Consider the following 18,437-nt stretch of genomic DNA (forward strand, 5'->3'; position numbering starts at 1 on the left):
TTTTAGTATACTTGATTGTTAGTGACGGAAGGCGTTTGTGTTTTAGTTCCCTGTGGATCAGCAGACTAGCAAGTGAAGAGAACGTGATCCCGAGTCCATTGACATAGGCTTTTAGAGAATCATGTTCAACAGGCTCAAGATAGCCGCCAATTCGAACCATGACTCCAGCCCCATATTCCCCTGAAACATAGATGCAGCATAACCTGCTCGCGTAATGGCGGGCACCCCACAACTGCATATCTATCGGAGGAAAAATTGGAGCGGGCGATGAGATTCGAACTCACGACCCCAACCTTGGCAAGGTTGTGCTCTACCCCTGAGCTACGCCCGCTCTGACGTGGACCGCGCAAAAGCTGCAACTCGGCCCTGATGGATGAAAATCCACCCCAAGGGAGCGGTGTTATTGCGCAAGAAGTGGATGATTGCAAGGGGCTTGTGACCCTTTGAAAATGCCAAAGGAACTGCCGATTCCCGGCACCTGCCCCACACCTCTCCCATGCATCCTTGCCGTAGGGTCCCCTATCCCGGTAAACCATGGCCCGGGTCTGCGCTCTGGCTGCCCAAACCAACCGTCTCAGCGCTGCTCACACCATCATGTTAAGGTGGGCAAATGCCCGGCGAACCCCATATTCAAAGCCAACGGGCGTGATTTTGAGCCCAAGTCGCCGGAGCCTGGTTGTCCGGCAGGAGTTATGAGATGAGTGATATTCACAGCACCCGCGAGGGCGCAGCACCTTTGGGCGCACAAGCCCCGGCGGGCGACCTGATCAAGGACGCCACCACACAGAGTTTTGCTGTCGACGTGATGGATGCTAGCCAGCAGACCCCCGTCATTGTGGATTTCTGGGCCCCGTGGTGTGGCCCCTGCAAGCAGCTGACACCCATTCTGGAAAAAGTCGTGCAGCAGGCCCAGGGCGCCGTGCGGCTGGTGAAAATGAACATCGACGAGCACCCGGAGATCGCGCAGCAACTGCGCGTGCAGTCGATCCCGGCGGTCTTTGCTTTCAAGAACGGTCAGCCGGTGGATGGCTTCATGGGCGCGCTGCCCGAAAGCCAGATCAAACGCTTTGTAGAAACCCTTCTGGGTGGCGAACTGGCCCCGACACAATCAGAGCAGATGCTCGAAGCCGGTGCTGCCGCCATGGACGCGGGCGACATTGGCGCTGCGGCCCAGGCCTTTGCCGCGGTGCTGCAGGAAGACCGCGAAAACCCCAAGGCCATTGCCGGTCTGGCGCGCTGCTACATCGCCAGCAACGACCTGGACCGCGCCACAGAAGTGCTCGGCCTGGCGGACGACAAGCTGGCCGATGACCCGGACATCAAGGGTGCGATCGCAGCACTGGAGATTGCCCGGTCAGGACCCGCGGAACCGGAAAACGATCTGTCGCCGCTGCTCGCCAAGCTGGAAGCAGACCCCAAAGATCACGAGACACGCATTGAAGTCGCCATTGCGCTCAACGCCGCAGGCGACCGTGACGGCGCAACCGACCACCTGATCGAGAGCATCCGCCTCGACCGGGCCTGGAATGAGGAAGCCGCCCGCACGCAATTGCTGCAGTTCTTTGAGGCATGGGGCCCCATGGACGAAGCAACGCAGGCCGGCCGCCGCAAGCTTTCCTCTGTCCTCTTTTCATAATCGCAACCAGACCATCCGCATACGGACCAAGAAAGGTCGCATGACCGAACGCTATTCTTCGATAAATGATCTGCCGGGTACTTTGCCCATCTTCCCGCTTGCGGGTGCCATGTTGCTGCCGCGCGGCGTACTGCCGCTCAATATCTTTGAGCCGCGTTACGTCTCAATGGTGGATGCGGCGCTGCGCTCAGGCGACAGGCTCATCGGCATGATCCAGCCACAGACCATTGGTCCGGCTGACGCGGGCGCCAGTCCGGCCATTCATGACGTAGGCTGTGCCGGGCGCATCACCGGCTTCAATGAAACCGATGATGGCCGCGTCCTGATGACACTGACTGGCATCTGCCGGTTCAAAGTAACCCAGGAGCTGGATGCCATGACCCCGTTCCGACAGGTGAAGGCAGACTATGCGCCCTTCGCAAATGATCTTGAGGCGGGCAGTGGCGAACTTGATGTCAGCCGCACCGCCCTTCTTGATGTTGTCCGGCGCTACCTGGACGCCAACAATCTGCAGGCCGACTGGGACGCGATTGAGCAATCTTCAAACGAGGCGCTGGTCAATTCCCTGTCGATGATTTCGCCGTTTGGCCCGCAGGAAAAACAGGCCATGCTGGAGGCTGACAGCCTTGAGCAGCGCAACCAGATATTGATTGCCCTGGCCGAGATGGCACTGGCACAAACACAGACCGACGACGACACCACGCTCCAATAGGAGCTGTTCTGACGACAGGAACCGACATGACAGACGACACAACATCCGCTGCTGACAGTACCCCCGCTTCTGACAGCACACTGCACGCAGCTGCCGGTGAAGTTGACCCCAAGCTGCTGGAAATTCTGGTCTGCCCGGTCACACGCGAAACCCTGTCCTACGACAAGTCGAAGCAGGAACTGGTGAGCAAGGCTGCCCGCCTCGCCTACCCGATCCGCGATGGCATCCCCATCATGCTGCCGGAAGAAGCCCGCGAACTGACCGACACCGAAGCCGGCAGCGCCTAGGACAATCGCCATGAGCGCGCAGACCAAACAGAACCGGCCCTGGCCCACAGAAATCCGCCTCAAGAAGAGTGAGCGGGTTCTCGAGGTCGATTTTGACGACGGCACAAGCTTTGCGGTTCCTGCAGAGCTCCTGCGTGTCGAAAGCCCCTCCGCCGAAGTGCAGGGTCATGGCTCGGGTCAAAAAAAGACGGTGCCGGGCAAGCGCATGATTGCCATCAACCAGGTGGAGCCGGTTGGGTCCTACGCTGTGCGCCTGATCTTTTCAGACGGCCATGATTCGGGCCTGTTCACCTGGGACTATCTGTACGAGCTTGGCCGAGATGCCGACACCAAGATGAACGCCTATATCAGCGTCCTTGAGGAAAAAGGCTTGAGCCGCGACTAGCCGCGCTCAACACTCGTGTCCTGCCAACAAAAGGGGGACACCATGCTCACTCGTTTCAAAATTCCACTTATCGCCTTGGTGGCATTCGCCATCGGGCAACTCGGACCGTTGACATGGGTCTTCTGGCAGCTTGCCGAATGGCGGCTCCCACAAATCAAGGCGGAGAGCATCGCCAAACCCAGCCCGTTTGAAACCATGGCTGAAGACGTCTGGGTCGCGCAGACGGCAAACGCTTTTGCAATCGAAGTGGTCAAGGAAAAGCTGGCTCCGGTCCACCTTCTGGTTATTTCAAAAGAACGCTACGCCACCATTCTTGACGTCCCTCCGGAGGTTCGCGGGGAGATGATCAATTTTGCCGTGGACCTTGCACGCACTTATGGCGTCGCGGATAGCGGATTTCGACTGACCACCAACACAAATCCGCAAGGGGCTCAAACGGTCTACCATGTCCATATTCACGTGATTGGCGGGCGACAGATGGGCTGGCTTGGCTAGCCGCCAGCCCGAGGCCCGCCGCCGCGCCATGCCCTGAGTGTTGTGCAGGCCCACCCGCATACCCATATGTGGGGACTAACAAGGGGGCGAACACGCAATGGCTTTCATCGCGGACCACATCTTCTGGATACTGCTTGTGTCCGGCGTCGTCACATCAAGCATGCTGGTGGCCGTCATCGCGCCCCGCCTCGTGTTTCAGCAGTTTTTTGGAACCGTCCTCGACGGCGCGCTGGGCAACGCCATCATGCGCAATTGGGGCCTTGTCATCGGCATGTCCGGCCTGCTGCTGATCTATGCGGCCTATGACGAAACAGTCCGTACACCAATCATGCTGTTTTCCATCGTCGGAAAACTGTTCTTTTCACTGCAGATCTTCGCAGCCGGATCAACCCTGAAAGCAGCACGCGGCGGCGCGATCATCGATTTGGTGATCGCTGTTGTGTTCTGCGCGTACCTGGTCGGCAATTAGCCGCGCATAAGTGTGGGCAAGTCGCCCACAGCGCCAGCAGCCTGCCGCATGAACAGGCGGCGCGCGGGGCCGAACTGATTGACCAGCCCCAGGCCAAGATCACGCACAACGCGCAACGGCCCGATGTCATTTGAAAACAGACGGTTGAGCCCGTCCGTCATAACGGCCAGCGCCGTGCTGTCGAACCGCCGCCAGCGCTGATAACGATCGAGCACCGTAAGCGCGCCGATATCAAGGCCGACCTTGCGAGATTCGACCAGCACATCCACAAGGGCTGCCACATCGCGCACACCCAGATTGTACCCCTGACCCGCAAGCGGGTGGATGCCATGGGCGGCATCACCAACAAGGGCCAGCCTCGGCTTCACATAGTCTCTCGCCAGCTGCAGGGAGAGCGGATAGGACCAGCGCGGCCCGTCCGGGCGACAGTCGCCCAGATAAGTGCCAAAGCGGTCCTGCGCTTCAGCCGCAAAGGCATCGTCATCCAGCGCCATCAGGTCGGCGGCAACGGTTTTGGTCTCGGTCCACACGAGTGATGACCGGTTGCCGGTCATGGGCAGCACCGCGAAAGGTCCGCCCGGCAGAAAATACTCCTGCGCCACGCCTTCATGTGGCCTGTCATGCACCATGGTGGTGACGATGCCTGCCTGGTCGTAGCCCCAGCCGATGGTCTTGATCCCGGCCTTCTCCCGCACAGGACTACCGCGGCCGTCAGCGGCGACGCACAGGTCGGCCTTGATCGTCCGGCCATCCTCCAGCGTCATCAAGGCATGACCCGGCGCGTAGGTGACGTCGGCCACTTTGGCCGGTGCAATCAACTCAATACCGTCACACGCGGCCACGGCCTCAAGCAGTGCCTCGCGCAAGTGGCGGTTTTCAACAAAATGCCCAAGTGGCGCATCGCCGGTTTCATCGGCAATTTCAGCAGCGGCAAAATGCAGGAACATCGGTGATGCGCCTTCGCGCACCTTGCCGTCTGTCACCAGAATATCGTTGATCGGCTGCTCGCGGCCCTGCAGACGGTCCGCAATCCCCAGCGCCTCAAACAGCCGCCAGGACGAATAGGCAATGGACGAGTTGCGCCCGTCATAGGCCGCATTGACCACGGACTTGGGATCCAGCGCATCCACCACCACCACGCGAAAAGGCGCACCAGCCGCCCCACTGGCCAGCGCCAGGGCAGCCGTCAGACCAACAAGGCCGCCACCAGCAATGACGATGTCTGTTTCTCGAGGGGTCTTGTTCTCGCTCATGGGCTGAAAGGTGGCTGACGGGCCCTCGTTCAGCAAGCCCCCGGGGAGATGAAGCGCCAAAACGTGTCGAAATGTCCCGCATCGCATGGGGATTGAGCTAGATTTACGCCATGACCAGCGAAACACCACCCACCGCCCTCGCCTTGGGCCGCGCCATTGCCGCTGGCACACAGGACCCCCGTGACCTGGTGGAAGACTACGCAGGCCGGATTGCCGACGCAGACCCGGACGCCCGCATCTTCTATCGCCGTACCTTTGACCGCGCGCGCAGCGAAGCCACAGCATCCCATGAAAGAGCCAAAGCAGGCCTCTGCCGCTCACCAGTGGACGGCGTGCCCCTGTCTTGGAAGGACCTGTTCGACAGCGGCGGTGACGAGACGACCGCCGGGTCAAAGATGCTGGCGGGACGCACGCCCCGACATGACGCCACCGCCCTGGCCCGCCTGACGGCAGCAGGCACGATCTGCCTTGGCAAGACGGCCATGACCGAACTGGCGTTTTCCGGGCTGGGCATCAATCCCGTCATGGGCACACCGGCCAACGCCCATGACAGCAACGTCGAGCGTGTGCCTGGCGGATCATCCTCCGGCGCGGGTGTCAGTCTGGCGCGCGATCTGTGTGTCGCCTCAATTGGAACAGACACCGGCGGCTCTGTGCGCATTCCAGCCGCCTGGAACGGCGTTGTCGGGTTCAAACCAAGCCACGGCATTATTCCATCTGACGGCGTGGTGCCCTTGTGTCCGACCCTCGACACCATCGGTCCCCTCACACGGGATGTGTCCGATGCGGCCTGCCTCTTTTCACTGCTCTCGGGCACCTCTCCCCTGTCATTGGACGACGAGACGCTCAATGGGCGGACACTTCTCATGCCCAGGGATGTCGTCTTTGATGACGCGGACCCGGGCGTCGCACAATGCATTGAGAGCGCCGTTGATGTGCTCGCCAAAGCGGGGGCCACAATCCGTCATGAGGCTGTTGAGCCTCTCACGCAGATGAATGCCCTGACATGGGACCGCGGCATATCCCTCGCAGCCGTTGAGGCGTGGGCGGTGTGGGGTGACACCATTCGTGCGCATGGCGATCTCATGTATGCGCCCGTCCGCACGCGCTTTGAAGGTGGTGCCAAACCACTGGCTGCGGACGTTTGGAAACTGGCGAGGGAACGCGCAGCGTTGCGCGCAAAGCTGTCGGACCAGCTGGCCGGTATGGACGCCATTGTCATGCCGACCATCCCCATCGACCCACCGCCGATTACGGAACTTGAAGATGGCGGCCCGGCCTATGACCGTGCCAACAGGCTGGCACTGCGTAACACGACGCTAGGCAATCAGCTGGACATATGCGCCATCACACTGCCCGCAGGCACAAGCGCTGCCGGGTTGCCTGTGGGCTTGATGCTGATGGCCCCCAAGGGTCGGGATGCGCGGTTGTTGCGTCTGGCCCGCGCCGTCGAAAAAGCGCTTTCCTGAAGCCGGCCGGAAGTTTCATTTGCGTGTCGCTGACTGAGACAGCACGTCAAATATGTCCGTGTCTCCGGACTTGATCCGGAGCCTACTCGCAAACGAAAACGGGCGCTGGATTTCTCCAGCGCCCGTTTCCTGTCATCCGTAGGCGGATGATGTTCTAACCGTCCTGCGAGCCGTCCGCGAGAGCCGCTTTGCGGTCTTCACGGGCACGCGAGACGATGTAGCCATAGATCAGATCCAGATCTTCGTCGGAATGAAGATCAGAGAACTTGGCCATGCCCTGGTGGGCCAGCATGCCGTCCGCAACAATGGACTTGAAGTTCTCATGGATCACCGGAGACATCCGCCGCAAGTCGGGGATCACACCCGGCGAGACAGCCAGGGCACCGTGACACAGGGCACACGTTCCCATGAACAACTGACCACCCTTGCGGATCTCGGCTGACGTCAACTGCACGTCCGTAGGAGGCTCTGGAATGTCGAGGTTCTTCACGACAACTTCCGGATATGCAGCCTCACCGCCAACCTTGAAGACCAGCAGCCGGCCTTCATTGCCATACTTGGCGGCCGCAGCCGTACGTGCGTCACCGGCCGTGATGGCAGCGCCACCCCAACCCAGAAGCACCGACACATACTGCTCGCCATCTACTGAGTAAGTGATGGGCGGCGCGATGATGCCCGTCTTGGTCTCGATCTCGAGGAGCTGTTCACCGTTGTCCGCCCGGTAGGCGCGGAACAGACCGTCACCGGTTCCCTGGAAAACAAGATTGCCGCCGGTCGTCAGAACGCCGCCATTCCAGTGATCCTTGTGGATGATCGCCCAGGCTTCTTCCTGTTTGACCGGATCCCAGGCCTTGAGCACACCGCGGTTGTAGGGGAGGTCCCCTTCCGCTTCGATCGTATCGATGATCGTGTCGTAATACGCGTCCCACTTCATACCGGTGTTCCACCAGCGTTCGCGGATTTCGTGCACTTCGTTCGAGTCGGCATAGATGCCGAAGGTTTCCATCGCCGGGATGTAGACAAGGCCCGTATCCGGATTGAAAGCCATGGGATGCCAGTTATGGCCGCCGATGGCACTGGGCATCACGATCTTGGTTTCATCCTCATAATCAGAGGACGTGTTTTCAACCGGCCGGCCTGTTTCCAGATCAACATGGCTGGCCCAGTCAACAATGGTGTATTTTTCAGCCGAGATAAGCTCGCCGGTCACCCGGTCCAACACATAAAAGAACCCGTTCTTGGGCGCCTGCATGGCGACCTTGCGCATCTCACCGTCAATTTCCATGTCGGCGAGGATGATGTGCTGGGTCGCAGTGTAGTCCCACGTATCGCCCGGTGTGGTCTGATAGTGCCACTTCAATTCACCCGTGTCCGGGTCGACTGCGAGGATCGACGACAGGTAGAGATTGTCGCCACCGCCCGGAGACCGCACATAGCGCGACCACGGCGAGCCGTTGCCGGTACCGACATAAAGCGTGTTCAACTCAGGATCGAAAACCATCGAGTCCCAGGTCGTTCCGCCGCCACCGACTTCCCACCATGCGGGGCCTTCATAGCCTTCGCCCATGGACCAGGTCGCCATGGCAGCTTCGAGTGCAGGGCTCTCTGCAGGATCGTCCGGGTTCCCCGGAACGGTGTAGAAGCGCCACAGCTGCTCGCCTGTGTTGGCGTCATAGGCTGTGAAGTACCCGCGCACACCAAGCTCAGCACCACCATTGCCGATGATGACCTTGCCGTTGATGACGCGTGGCGCGCCGGTGATTGTGTAAGGCGGTGTGTTGTTGATCGTATCAACCTGCCAGACCGGATCGCCGGTCTTTGCATCCAGTGCGTGAAGGCGGCCATCGAAGGAGGCGACATAAACCTTGCCGTCCCACACAGCGACGCCGCGGTTCACGACATCACAGCACCCATAGCGGCCCCACTCACCGGGGACCTCTGGATCGAATGTCCAGAGCTCTTCGCCCGTGCGTGCATCAAGGGCGTGGGTAATGCCCCAGTTGCCCGTGAGGAACATGTAGCCGTCCACCACGATGGGCGACGCTTCAAGACCGCGGTTCGTGTACATCTCATAGGACCAGGCCAGGCCCAGGTCTGAAACGTTGTCGGTGTTGATCTGGTCAAGCGGCGAGTAGCGCTGCTCGGAATATGTCCGGCCATGGGCCAGCCAGTTATGTGGCTCATCGTCGGCTGCGACAATGCGGGCCTTGGTGATCTTGGTAGCCGCTTCAACAGACGGTCTGGCAGCATCCGCTTCAACAACAGGTGTTGGCGGTACTGCTTCCACATCAGCTGCCGATGCGTCTGCACCAGCAGGTGCAGGTGCTTCAGCAACAGCAGGTGCCGGCGCATCGCCACGCTCCGGTGACAGCACGAGCGCTGACACAACAAAGACAGCACCAATCGCCAGGCCGGCAACAACTGGGGTCACTGACCCCGGGCCCTTCCAGTAACTCATACGTTCCCCCTCCAGAGGTATTTGGGGAGCTGCGTGGGTTTTGGCTTGGTTGCCGTCCCTACCCAGCGCCCGATCAGGCAGTGCTCCTGTGGACCCAGGAGCGTTGTTTTTGTTCGTTCAGCTAGGAAACTAGCGCGGGAGCGCCGGTTGGGAAAGCGGGAGCAGAAATACGACTCTCTCGTACGCACATAATTTGGGCATGCGCCTCTGCCTGCACACATTTTGTGCAGAAATAGTGCTCATCTGCTGATCTTTGAGTCAGCATGACCCTCAATATGCTCATGATTTCAACACGTTAGACGATTCCAGCGAGTCTGGCACGCTTCATGATTCCTTAACTGTGCCTGGGGGGCTGGGGCGCACGTCTTTGCGCGTTTCTCCGGGAAGAAATCAACGGCATTCCGAACGTGATTCGGGAGCCATCCAACCGGCCAACGATAAACGGCCAAATCGACGTGAAGGAGGCCCAATGAAACTGGTAATGGCAGTCATAAAGCCGTTCAAACTGGACGAAGTCCGCGAGGCACTGACCTCGCTCGGCGTTCAGGGTTTGACGGTGACGGAAGTAAAAGGCTTCGGACGGCAAAAAGGCCATACCGAAGTCTATCGCGGCGCTGAATACGCTGTGAGCTTCCTGCCGAAACTGAAAATCGAAGTCGTGATCAAGGACGAACAGGTCGAACAGGTTGTTGAAAGCATCGCTTCCAACGCCAAGACCGGTCAGATCGGCGACGGCAAAATCTTCGTGTACCCGATCGATCAAGTCATGCGTATCCGCACCGGCGAGACCGACGGCGACGCGCTCTAAGAGATTTCGTGTGAGAGGAGAAATCTACTATGGATAACCTGAAGAAACTCTGGGGCCTCGCCATTGCGGCAGCGCTCACAAGCGTGATGCTGGTAGACCCAGCACTCGCACAGGAAGAGGCACCGCCCTCGACCTCACCTGAAGAAGCCTATTTCGTATTCAACACATTGCTCTTCCTCATTGGCGGCTTCCTCGTCATGTGGATGGCAGCTGGCTTTGCCATGCTGGAAGCAGGCCTCGTGCGTTCAAAGAACGTGGCCATGCAGTGCACCAAGAACATCGCGTTGTTCTCAATCGCCGGTCTCATGTACTGGCTGGTTGGCTACAACCTGATGTATGACGGCGTCGATGGTGGTTACCTCGGCTCCTTCACATGGTTCGCTCATCCTGAGCACGGTGCTGAAGATCTGACATATGCCGCTGGCACATCTGACTGGTTCTTCCAGATGGTGTTCTGCGCAACCACCGCGTCCATCGTGTCCGGTACGGTTGCTGAGCGCATCAAGCTGTGGCCGTTCCTGATCTTCGTTGCCATCCTGACCGGCTTCATCTACCCGATCCAGGCTTCCTGGCAGTGGGGCGGCGGCTGGCTTTCAGAAGCTGGCTTCTCCGACTTTGCTGGTTCTACCCTCGTGCACTCCACGGGTGGCTGGGCAGCTCTTGTTGGTGCCATCATCCTTGGTGCCCGTTCAGGCAAGTACGGTCCTGATGGCCAGATCAACGCGATCCCTGGTTCATCACTGCCACTCGCCACACTGGGTACGTTCATCCTGTGGCTCGGCTGGTTCGGCTTCAATGGTGGTTCACAGCTTGCCCTTGGTACGCTGGGCGACGCCTCTGACGTGAGCCGCATCTTTGCCAACACCAACATTGCAGCTGCTGCAGGTTGTGTTGTGGCAATGGTCCTGACCCAGGTCATCTACAAGAAGGTCGACCTGACCATGGCACTGAACGGTGCACTTGCTGGTCTCGTCTCCATCACCGCTGAGCCTCTGACGCCAACCTTCGCGTCTGCTGCTCTGATTGGTGGTGCAGGTGGCATCATCGTGGTTCTCACGGTGCCGCTTCTTGACCGTCTCCACATCGACGATGTTGTCGGCGCCATCCCGGTTCACCTGTTCGCAGGCATCTGGGGCACAATGGCAGTTCCGCTCACCAATGGTGACACGAACTTCGCTGCACAGTTCATCGGTGTTGCATCTATCGGCGCCTTCGTAGTGGTAGCCAGCCTGCTGTTCTGGCTGATCCTCCGCTTCACGATTGGCATCCGGGCATCTGCTGAGGAAGAGATGGAGGGTCTCGACCGCTCCGAACTCGGCCTCGAAGCCTACCCGGAATTTGGTCGCGGTTCGCAGACCATCTAACCGAACACTTCGCCACCGGGTGGGATCCCCTCCCGGTGGCACCTTTGTTCCCTCGCCCTGATTGGTTCTCACCCTTGGGGACCGCGTGAAGGGCAACCTCCCAACTTCCAAAGGCCCGGTGGCATGTCCCCCGGGCCTTTTTCTTGTGCCTGATCAAAAATCGACCTCTGCACAAACTTTCATCTGACTGCCTAGTTTTTCTGCCCACTAATTGGGCGGTCAATGTTTGTGCAACTTGACTGGGCAACAGGCATTGAGGTGTTAGTCTTTTGTTAACATTAGGCTTTCAATGCCTCATTGTTAGGCTGGCACGCCGCTTGAGTACCTCAATCGGTTCTGACCACAACAACATAGCTGCCGCCCCACCCAACAACTGGGTGTGCAGGCAAGGCAGCACACTCGCCTGGAGGGGGAACACCCATGGGAGATCTGGACCCGGCCGCCGTATCTACGGCGCTGACCGGTGCTGACGTATTCTTTGTACTGATCGGCGCTATTCTGGTTTTTGCAATGCACGGGGGCTTCGCATTTCTTGAAGTCGGTACCGTTCGCCGCAAAAACCAGGTGAATGCACTTGTGAAAATTCTGGTGGATTTTTCTATCTCCACCATCACCTATTTCTTCATCGGCTACATGGTCGCCTATGGCACGACATTCTTCATGTCTGCCGCCATCCTGTCCGGCAACGCGCCCGGCCCCGATGGTGTCGCCTTTGCCTCGTCCGGCCTTGACCTGGTGAAGTTCTTCTTCCTTGCAACATTTGCGGCAGCCATTCCCGCCATCATTTCAGGCGGCATTGCCGAGCGCGCAAAGTTCTGGCCACAGGCCATGGCCACCGCGGTCATCGTTGGCCTCATTTATCCCTTCTTTGAAGGCATGGTGTGGGGCGGCAATTACGGCCTGCAGGATTTCATGGAGGCCAATTTCGGCGCGCAGTTCCATGACTTTGCAGGCTCAGTGGTTGTCCACGCCGTTGGCGGCTGGATCGCGCTTGGCGCCGTGCTGGTGCTCGGTCCACGCCTTGGTCGTTACAAGCCCGGCCAGTCATCAGCGCAGGGCATTCCGCCCTCCAACATTCCCTGGCTCGCCATGGGGTCCTGGATGCTCTGCATCGGTTGGTTCGGCTTCAACGTCATGACGGCCGGTTCCCTTGAAGGTGTGTCGGGCCTCGTTGCCCTCAACTCCCTCATGGCAATGGTCGGCGGCGTCATGGCAGCCGTCATTGCCGGCAGAAACGATCCGGGCTTCGTTCACAACGGTGCACTTGCAGGCCTTGTTGCTGTGTGTGCCGGCTCGGATGTGATGCACCCGATCGGCTCCCTCATCACCGGTGGTGTTGCCGGTGCCCTGTTCGTCATTACCTTCCAGCTGGCGCAGAACCGCTGGAAGATTGATGACGTGCTGGGCGTGTGGCCACTTCATGGTATTTGCGGTGCCTGGGGCGGTATCGCCTGCGGCATCTTCGGCCTTGAAGCACTGGGCGGACTTGGCGGCGTCACCCTGGCCGCACAATTTGTGGGGACGGTTATCGGTGCGGGTTACGCGCTGGTACTTGGCTATGCTCTTTACGGTGCACTCAATGCCACCATCGGCATCCGCATGTCACCGGAGGATGAAGAGCGCGGCGCGGATCTTTCGATCCACTCCATCTCTGCCTATCCAGAAGAGGACCTGACCTCCCGCTCCTAAGCAGGAACAGGCATACCAACATCGTTGAGTGGATGGCCCGGTCGCGTCAGCGGTCGGGCCATTCGCGTTTCAGCACCAGACAAATGCCCCGACATCGCAGCAAAATCCTTGCGGGCAAACCGTGCCCCGACAGACGCGTGGTGTGACAGCACCACCCGTTGGACGACGAGCCGGCGCAACTTCGTGCCGCCCCACACAACCAGTCCAACACCAAGGATACCAAGATCGATCAGCAACGCCTGCAATGCATCAAACCCCGATGCCACCGCGCCGCAAAGGATGTAGATCGACGCAAACCCGGCAGCAAAAGCAAGCATGCCGCCCAGATGGGTTGCCCAATCGTCAGCTTTCGTCGTTTCTGCACGCATCGCACCTGACCTCCCGTCTTGATGACAGTTCGCCTTAACGTCGATGTGACCTTGAGACAAAGGCTACGGGGTGCGACTTGCACATTCGCTGAAGAGCACAGTTGCAATTCGTTCAACTTCTAATCATTCCACACACCACCCGATCGAAATCGTGGTTTCAGCCGCCCGATAGCCGCTGTGTGCCCAGTGTGTTCCCAGCGTTAACAATGCGTTAACGCTAAAGACGCAGGCTGCAAAAGCTGGCCGTTTTCCGTCGAAAACAGGCCTCAAAGCCTATGACTTTTTCCATGCGGTCCTGGCGCGCGCCCTGAGCTAAGCCCTGACCGTGAAAACGCTTAACACCCCGTCGCTGAAAGCCCCGGATTTGTCAGATACGCCGACCTATCTCACCCGTTTTGACGGCATGCCGGAATCGCCTTTTGCGCGATTGCGGGCCCTTTTGGACGGCATTGAGGCCGGCAGCCGGACCATAAATCTGTCCCTCGGCGAACCCCGTCACCCCCAGCCTGACTTCGTGATGCCGGCCCTGACCGCAGCATCCGCAGGTTTTGGAAAATACCCCCCGGCTCTTGGCACCCCTGAGTTTCGGGCGGCCTGCGCGGGCTGGCTGGACCGGCGCTACGACCTTGAAGGCGTGATAGATGCCAACGCCATGGTGTTGCCCGCCAATGGCACCCGCGAAGCCCTGTTCAACATCGGACAGGTGATCGCGCCGGCAAGCAAGATGAGCAGCCGGACATCTGACCGACCAACATTCCTCCTGCCCAACCCGTTTTATCAATGCTACGCCGCCGCCGCGCTGGGTGCAGGCGCGGACCCGGTCTATCTCAACACCACCGTCGAGACCGGCCACTTGCCGGACCTCGACGCCCTGTCAGACAAAGAGCTGGACCGCGCAGCAGCGCTCTACATCTGCTCCCCTGCCAATCCGCAGGGCGCCGCCGCCGATACGGCCTATTGGGTCAAGCTCATCACGCTGGCGCGCGCGCACAACATCACGATTGTTGCGGATGAGTGCTATGCGGACATCTACACGGGCACACCTCCAACGGGCATTCTGGAAGCCGCCCACAAAGCCGGGCTTGGCTTTGCCAACATCATCACCTTCCACTCTTTGTCCAAGCGCAACAATCTGCCTGGTCTGCGTTCTGGGTTTTCAGCCGGTGATCCTGACCTGACATCCGCCTTTGCCAAATTCCGAAATCTTGCAGCACCGCAGGTTCCCCTCCCTGTGATGGCCGTGAGCATCGCCGCGTGGAACGATGACGCAGACGCTGCGGCCAACCGCGCGCTGTATGACGCAAAGTTTTCAGCCGCTGAACGCATCATCGGCAATCGCTTCGGTTTCAAGCGGCCGGATGGCGGCTTCTTCCTGTGGCTTGATATGGCCGAAGCGGGCGGTGGTGAAAAAGCCGCCCTGGCCCTGTGGCAGGAGGCCGGTATTCGCGTATTGCCCGGCGGCTATCTGTCCCGGGACACCAAAGACGGCAATCCGGGTACAGACTATATTCGCATCGCCCTCGTTGGCGACGAAGAAGAAACGGCCCGCGCCCTGACCCGAATGACGGAGATCTTTTAGCCATGCGCCTTGCAGTCTCCCTCTCCTCAACACTGTCTGCGGCCATAAACGTGGTGCCCCTGCCGGTGCGCGAATTCCTGCGCGACCGGACAAACGAACTGATGGGCATTGTCGCCCTCTTTGCGGCAGCGTGGACGGCCATTGCCCTTGCCACCTGGAGCCCGCGCGACCCGAGCCTCAATCATGCCACTGCAGCCGAGCCGCAAAACTGGCTTGGCGCGGACGGCGCCATTGCCGCTGACCTGATCATCCAATCGGTCGGTGTGGCCGCAGCTCTTCCGGTTCTCATTCTGGCCGTATGGGGAACACGTCTTCTCATTCATCTGGAAATTGAACGCGTCGGCCTACGTCTGTTGGCCGTGCTGGGCGCAACAATTGGTTTTGCCTTTGCAGCCGCGCTGTTCAGCCTGTCGGTCCTGCCCGGAGCCGGTGGGTCGGTGGGTGCCATCCTTCTCACCGCAACAATCGCCACCACCGGTGACATTGTGGCCCCCGTCATTGCGCTGCTGGCAGGCGGCTGCGCCGTCATGCTGGCAGGTTGGGCCATGCCGGTGTCTGTTGATCAGGTTGCACGCTCGGCTCCGTGGCTGGTGGATTTCGTCCGCGAATGTGCATGGCGCGCCCGTCCGGTGACGCAGGCAATATCCCGTATTTTTGTCGGCGCCGCAGCCCTCCTCATCGCCCCTTTCAGACGCCGCGAGCGAGAGGACGACGAGACTTCCAGCAACCGACGCGAGCCCGTCTTTGGACAGCGCCACCGCGACGAGGTCATGGCCGCCCGCGGCCCTGTCGGCATTGCAGGTCCGGAGGAAAATCCAACACCTGCCAAGCGCGTGACCCGTATCTCCAAGCCAGTGCGCGAAAGCAAACGCTCTGCAGCCGAGCGCCAGCCCACGCTCAACCTCATTCCCAATGAGGACTACGAGCTTCCACCCCTGTCTTTGCTCGCGCCCCCCAATGCACGACAGGGAGAAGTGATTTCCGACGAAGCCCTGCAGCAAAACGCCCGCATCCTCGAAGGCGTGCTGGAGGACTTTGGGATCCGCGGTGAGATCATCGAGGTGCGCCCGGGCCCGGTCGTCACCATGTACGAGCTGCAGCCGGCACCCGGGATCAAGTCCAGCCGCGTCATCGGCCTGGCGGATGACATTGCCCGCTCCATGAGCGCCGTCTCGGCCCGTGTGGCTGTTGTGCCCGGCCGCAACGTCATCGGCATCGAGCTGCCCAACGCCAAGCGCGAGACGGTCTATCTGCGTGAACTGCTTGCGTCGGCAGATTATGAAGCCACCGCGACCCATCTTGGGCTGGCGCTGGGCAAGGACATTTCCGGCGAGGCCGTGATCCGTGACCTTGCCCGCATGCCGCATCTGTTGATTGCGGGCACCACCGGGTCGGGTAAGTCTGTGGGCATCAACACCATGATCCTGTCGTTGCTGTATCGATTGCCGCCGGACCAGTGCAAGCTCATCCTCATTGACCCCAAGATGCTGGAATTGTCCGTATACGACGGAATTCCGCATCTGCTGTCACCGGTCGTGACCGACCCCAAGAAGGCTGTCGTGGCGCTCAAGTGGGTCGTGCGGGAAATGGAAGACCGCTACAAGACCATGGCCAAGCTCGGTGTCCGCAACATAGAGGGCTACAACACCCGTGTGGCCGAGGCGCTCGAGAACGAAGAGATGCTGTCGCGCACGGTGCAAACAGGCTTTGACCCGGAGACCGGGTCCCCCGTCTATGAGGACGAGGAAATGGAGCCGACCCCGATGCCCTTCATCGTCGTCGTGGTCGATGAGATGGCTGACCTGATGATGGTCGCCGGCAAGGAAATCGAAGGCGCCGTGCAGCGGCTCGCGCAGATGGCGCGTGCGGCGGGCATCCACATGATCACGGCCACACAGCGCCCGTCGGTGGACGTCATCACCGGCACCATCAAGGCCAACTTCCCGACCCGTATTTCGTTCCAGGTGACGTCGAAGATCGACAGCCGGACAATTCTGGGCGAACAGGGTGCCGAACAATTGCTGGGCCAGGGCGACATGCTCTACATGGCAGGCGGCGGCCGCATCCGTCGTGTGCATGGTCCGTTTGTCTCCGATGAAGAAGTCGAACAGGTCGTGCGTCACCTCAAGCAGCAGGGCGCGCCACAATATCTCGAGCAGATCACTGCCGAACCCGAAGACGGCGGCGAGAGCCTGTTTGGAACCGGTGTGGAAGATGGCTCCGGCGACGAGCTGTACGACAAGGCCATTGCCATCGTGGCGCAGGACAAGCGCGCGTCCACCAGCTACATCCAGCGCAAGCTGCAGATTGGCTACAACCGGGCCGCGCGCCTGATCGAGCGCATGGAAGAAGAAGGCATCGTGTCTGCCGCCAATCACGCCGGCAAACGCGAAGTGCTGATCGGCGAAATCGGATCAGGCGACCACGCCTACTAGGCAGTTGTCCGGTTCGCCAACCCGCAAACGTCACAAAACCTCGGTTTTGCCTGAATTGCTGTTCAGAGTAGGTTCACGCCCTGATTGCGATGCTGGCACCCATGCTGAGTGTCCTGAAACCGAAAGTCTGGCTCATGCCGCGTATTCTGTCTTTTGTTCTTTGCGCCACCATGGCCGCGTTCCTGGCCATGGTGCCTGCAAAAGCCCAGCTGGCCGCCCCTGCTCCCCTCAATTCCGAGGAGCTGGCGGACGTTGCGCGCATAAACGGCTTTCTCAACAACCTCAAAAACATGTCCGGCCGGTTTTTGCAGATCAATCCGGACGGCGTGCTCAGCGAAGGCGCGTTCTATATCGCCCGCCCCGGCCGCGCCCGCTTTGACTATGACCAGGAAGACCTGATCGTCGTCGCCCGAGGCCAGCAGCTGCTGATCAAGGAAGGCACCTTCGTCACCAACGAACTGCCCTTGGACGGCACGCCTTTGAAAATACTGCTTGGCCGCGACATTGACCTGGCAACGGATGCCCGGATCATCGCCGTGGACAGCCGTGCAGGCACCCTCGCCACAACGATTCAGGACCCAGATGCCCCTGAACTTGGCCAGGTCACCCTCATTTTCACCGGCCCGACCCTCCAGCTGCAGCGCTGGATCGTCACCGATGCCCAGGGCCTGCGCACCACGATCTCCCTCACCGAGATCAACTACCCCGAGCGCATTGACCCTGACCTGTTCCGCCTGGAATCCGGCAACTCCACCTTCCGTGGGCGGCAGGACTAAAGCCCTCCAAATCCTGCGAAAATGCACCGGAATCGCCATTTTCCGGGCTGAAACGATACTGAATGATCATTCATCCACACTTATCCGCGTGCGGAATCGATGAGCGAACGGCCCAAAATCTGACAGAACCTTAATCTTTGCTTCATGAAGCTGAAGGAATTGCGTTGAAGGGGCCCCGATCACAGCCTACGTCTTACACATGAACGGGCGCAGACCTCTATGCCCGGCTGAGCGCTGCCCCCCCGCTCGTTCAC

Annotated in this window: 16 protein-coding genes and 1 tRNA gene; 13 read left to right on the forward strand and 4 right to left on the reverse strand. The window is 59.9% G+C overall.

The genetic code is table 11. The annotated features are described in order from the left end of the window. Window positions 1-256: 256 nt before the first annotated feature. Window positions 257-331 (reverse strand) — tRNA-Gly (locus tag BN1012_RS15560). A 366-nt stretch (window positions 332-697) separates the two neighbouring features. Between BN1012_RS15560 and trxA the strand changes: the two genes are divergently transcribed. From trxA to BN1012_RS15590, 6 genes are all read left to right on the forward strand, one after another. Next, window positions 698-1,636, forward strand: coding sequence for a thioredoxin (gene trxA, locus BN1012_RS15565; RefSeq protein WP_043950295.1), 939 nt, complete (start codon window positions 698-700; stop codon window positions 1,634-1,636). A gap of 40 nt (window positions 1,637-1,676) precedes the next feature. Beyond that, window positions 1,677-2,348 carry an LON peptidase substrate-binding domain-containing protein gene (locus BN1012_RS15570; RefSeq protein ID WP_043950296.1) on the forward strand — a complete coding sequence of 224 codons (672 nt, stop codon included), beginning with the start codon at window positions 1,677-1,679 and terminating at the stop codon, window positions 2,346-2,348. Between the two features lie 26 nt (window positions 2,349-2,374). Beyond that, on the forward strand, window positions 2,375-2,635 hold the full coding sequence (locus BN1012_RS15575) for a Trm112 family protein (RefSeq protein WP_081826450.1): 261 nt from the start codon (window positions 2,375-2,377) through the stop codon (window positions 2,633-2,635). 10 nt (window positions 2,636-2,645) lie between these two features. Then, window positions 2,646-3,020: a gamma-butyrobetaine hydroxylase family protein gene (locus BN1012_RS15580; RefSeq protein ID WP_043950297.1), complete on the forward strand. Its 375-nt coding sequence runs from the start codon at window positions 2,646-2,648 to the stop codon at window positions 3,018-3,020. Window positions 3,021-3,062: 42 nt separating this feature from the next. Then, window positions 3,063-3,515, forward strand: coding sequence for an HIT domain-containing protein (locus tag BN1012_RS15585; RefSeq protein WP_081826451.1), 453 nt, complete (start codon window positions 3,063-3,065; stop codon window positions 3,513-3,515). Window positions 3,516-3,612: 97 nt separating this feature from the next. After that, window positions 3,613-3,984, forward strand: a complete 372-nt coding sequence (locus tag BN1012_RS15590; RefSeq protein ID WP_043950298.1) for a hypothetical protein — start codon at window positions 3,613-3,615, stop codon at window positions 3,982-3,984. Here the strand turns inward: BN1012_RS15590 and BN1012_RS15595 are convergent. Continuing rightward, window positions 3,981-5,237: an FAD-dependent monooxygenase gene (locus BN1012_RS15595; protein WP_043951227.1), complete on the reverse strand. Its 1,257-nt coding sequence runs from the start codon at window positions 5,235-5,237 to the stop codon at window positions 3,981-3,983. The genes BN1012_RS15590 and BN1012_RS15595 overlap by 4 nt on opposite strands. A gap of 110 nt (window positions 5,238-5,347) precedes the next feature. Between BN1012_RS15595 and BN1012_RS15600 the strand changes: the two genes are divergently transcribed. Next, window positions 5,348-6,706: an amidase gene (locus BN1012_RS15600; protein WP_043950299.1), complete on the forward strand. Its 1,359-nt coding sequence runs from the start codon at window positions 5,348-5,350 to the stop codon at window positions 6,704-6,706. 154 nt (window positions 6,707-6,860) lie between these two features. Here BN1012_RS15600 and BN1012_RS15605 read toward each other — a convergent pair whose 3' ends face one another. Further along, window positions 6,861-9,164 (reverse strand): PQQ-dependent dehydrogenase, methanol/ethanol family, encoded by a 2,304-nt coding sequence (locus tag BN1012_RS15605; protein ID WP_081826452.1) that lies wholly within the window; start codon window positions 9,162-9,164, stop codon window positions 6,861-6,863. Window positions 9,165-9,633: 469 nt separating this feature from the next. Between BN1012_RS15605 and BN1012_RS15610 the strand changes: the two genes are divergently transcribed. The 3 genes from BN1012_RS15610 to BN1012_RS15620 all read left to right on the forward strand — a co-directional run bounded on the left by BN1012_RS15610 (window position 9,634) and on the right by BN1012_RS15620 (window position 13,025). Further along, window positions 9,634-9,972 (forward strand): P-II family nitrogen regulator, encoded by a 339-nt coding sequence (locus tag BN1012_RS15610; RefSeq protein WP_043950300.1) that lies wholly within the window; start codon window positions 9,634-9,636, stop codon window positions 9,970-9,972. 29 nt (window positions 9,973-10,001) lie between these two features. Beyond that, window positions 10,002-11,336: an ammonium transporter gene (locus BN1012_RS15615; RefSeq protein ID WP_122381378.1), complete on the forward strand. Its 1,335-nt coding sequence runs from the start codon at window positions 10,002-10,004 to the stop codon at window positions 11,334-11,336. Between the two features lie 420 nt (window positions 11,337-11,756). After that, window positions 11,757-13,025: an ammonium transporter gene (locus BN1012_RS15620; RefSeq protein ID WP_043950301.1), complete on the forward strand. Its 1,269-nt coding sequence runs from the start codon at window positions 11,757-11,759 to the stop codon at window positions 13,023-13,025. Here BN1012_RS15620 and BN1012_RS15625 read toward each other — a convergent pair. Next, window positions 13,022-13,393 (reverse strand): hypothetical protein, encoded by a 372-nt coding sequence (locus tag BN1012_RS15625; protein ID WP_043950302.1) that lies wholly within the window; start codon window positions 13,391-13,393, stop codon window positions 13,022-13,024. The genes BN1012_RS15620 and BN1012_RS15625 overlap by 4 nt on opposite strands. A 325-nt stretch (window positions 13,394-13,718) precedes the next feature. Here BN1012_RS15625 and BN1012_RS15630 point away from each other — a divergent pair, with 325 nt between their 5' ends. The 3 genes from BN1012_RS15630 to BN1012_RS15640 all read left to right on the forward strand — a co-directional run bounded on the left by BN1012_RS15630 (window position 13,719) and on the right by BN1012_RS15640 (window position 18,183). Then, window positions 13,719-14,972, forward strand: coding sequence for an aminotransferase class I/II-fold pyridoxal phosphate-dependent enzyme (locus BN1012_RS15630; protein ID WP_244442915.1), 1,254 nt, complete (start codon window positions 13,719-13,721; stop codon window positions 14,970-14,972). Between the two features lie 2 nt (window positions 14,973-14,974). Continuing rightward, complete coding sequence (locus tag BN1012_RS15635) at window positions 14,975-17,407, forward strand: DNA translocase FtsK (protein ID WP_043950303.1); 2,433 nt, start codon at window positions 14,975-14,977, stop codon at window positions 17,405-17,407. Between the two features lie 101 nt (window positions 17,408-17,508). Then, window positions 17,509-18,183 carry a LolA family protein gene (locus BN1012_RS15640; RefSeq protein ID WP_171815993.1) on the forward strand — a complete coding sequence of 225 codons (675 nt, stop codon included), beginning with the start codon at window positions 17,509-17,511 and terminating at the stop codon, window positions 18,181-18,183. Window positions 18,184-18,437 lie beyond the last annotated feature (254 nt).

It is taken from the genome of Candidatus Phaeomarinobacter ectocarpi, from assembly GCF_000689395.1.
In the GTDB taxonomy this organism is placed as follows: Bacteria; Pseudomonadota; Alphaproteobacteria; order CGMCC-115125; family CGMCC-115125; genus Pyruvatibacter; species Pyruvatibacter ectocarpi.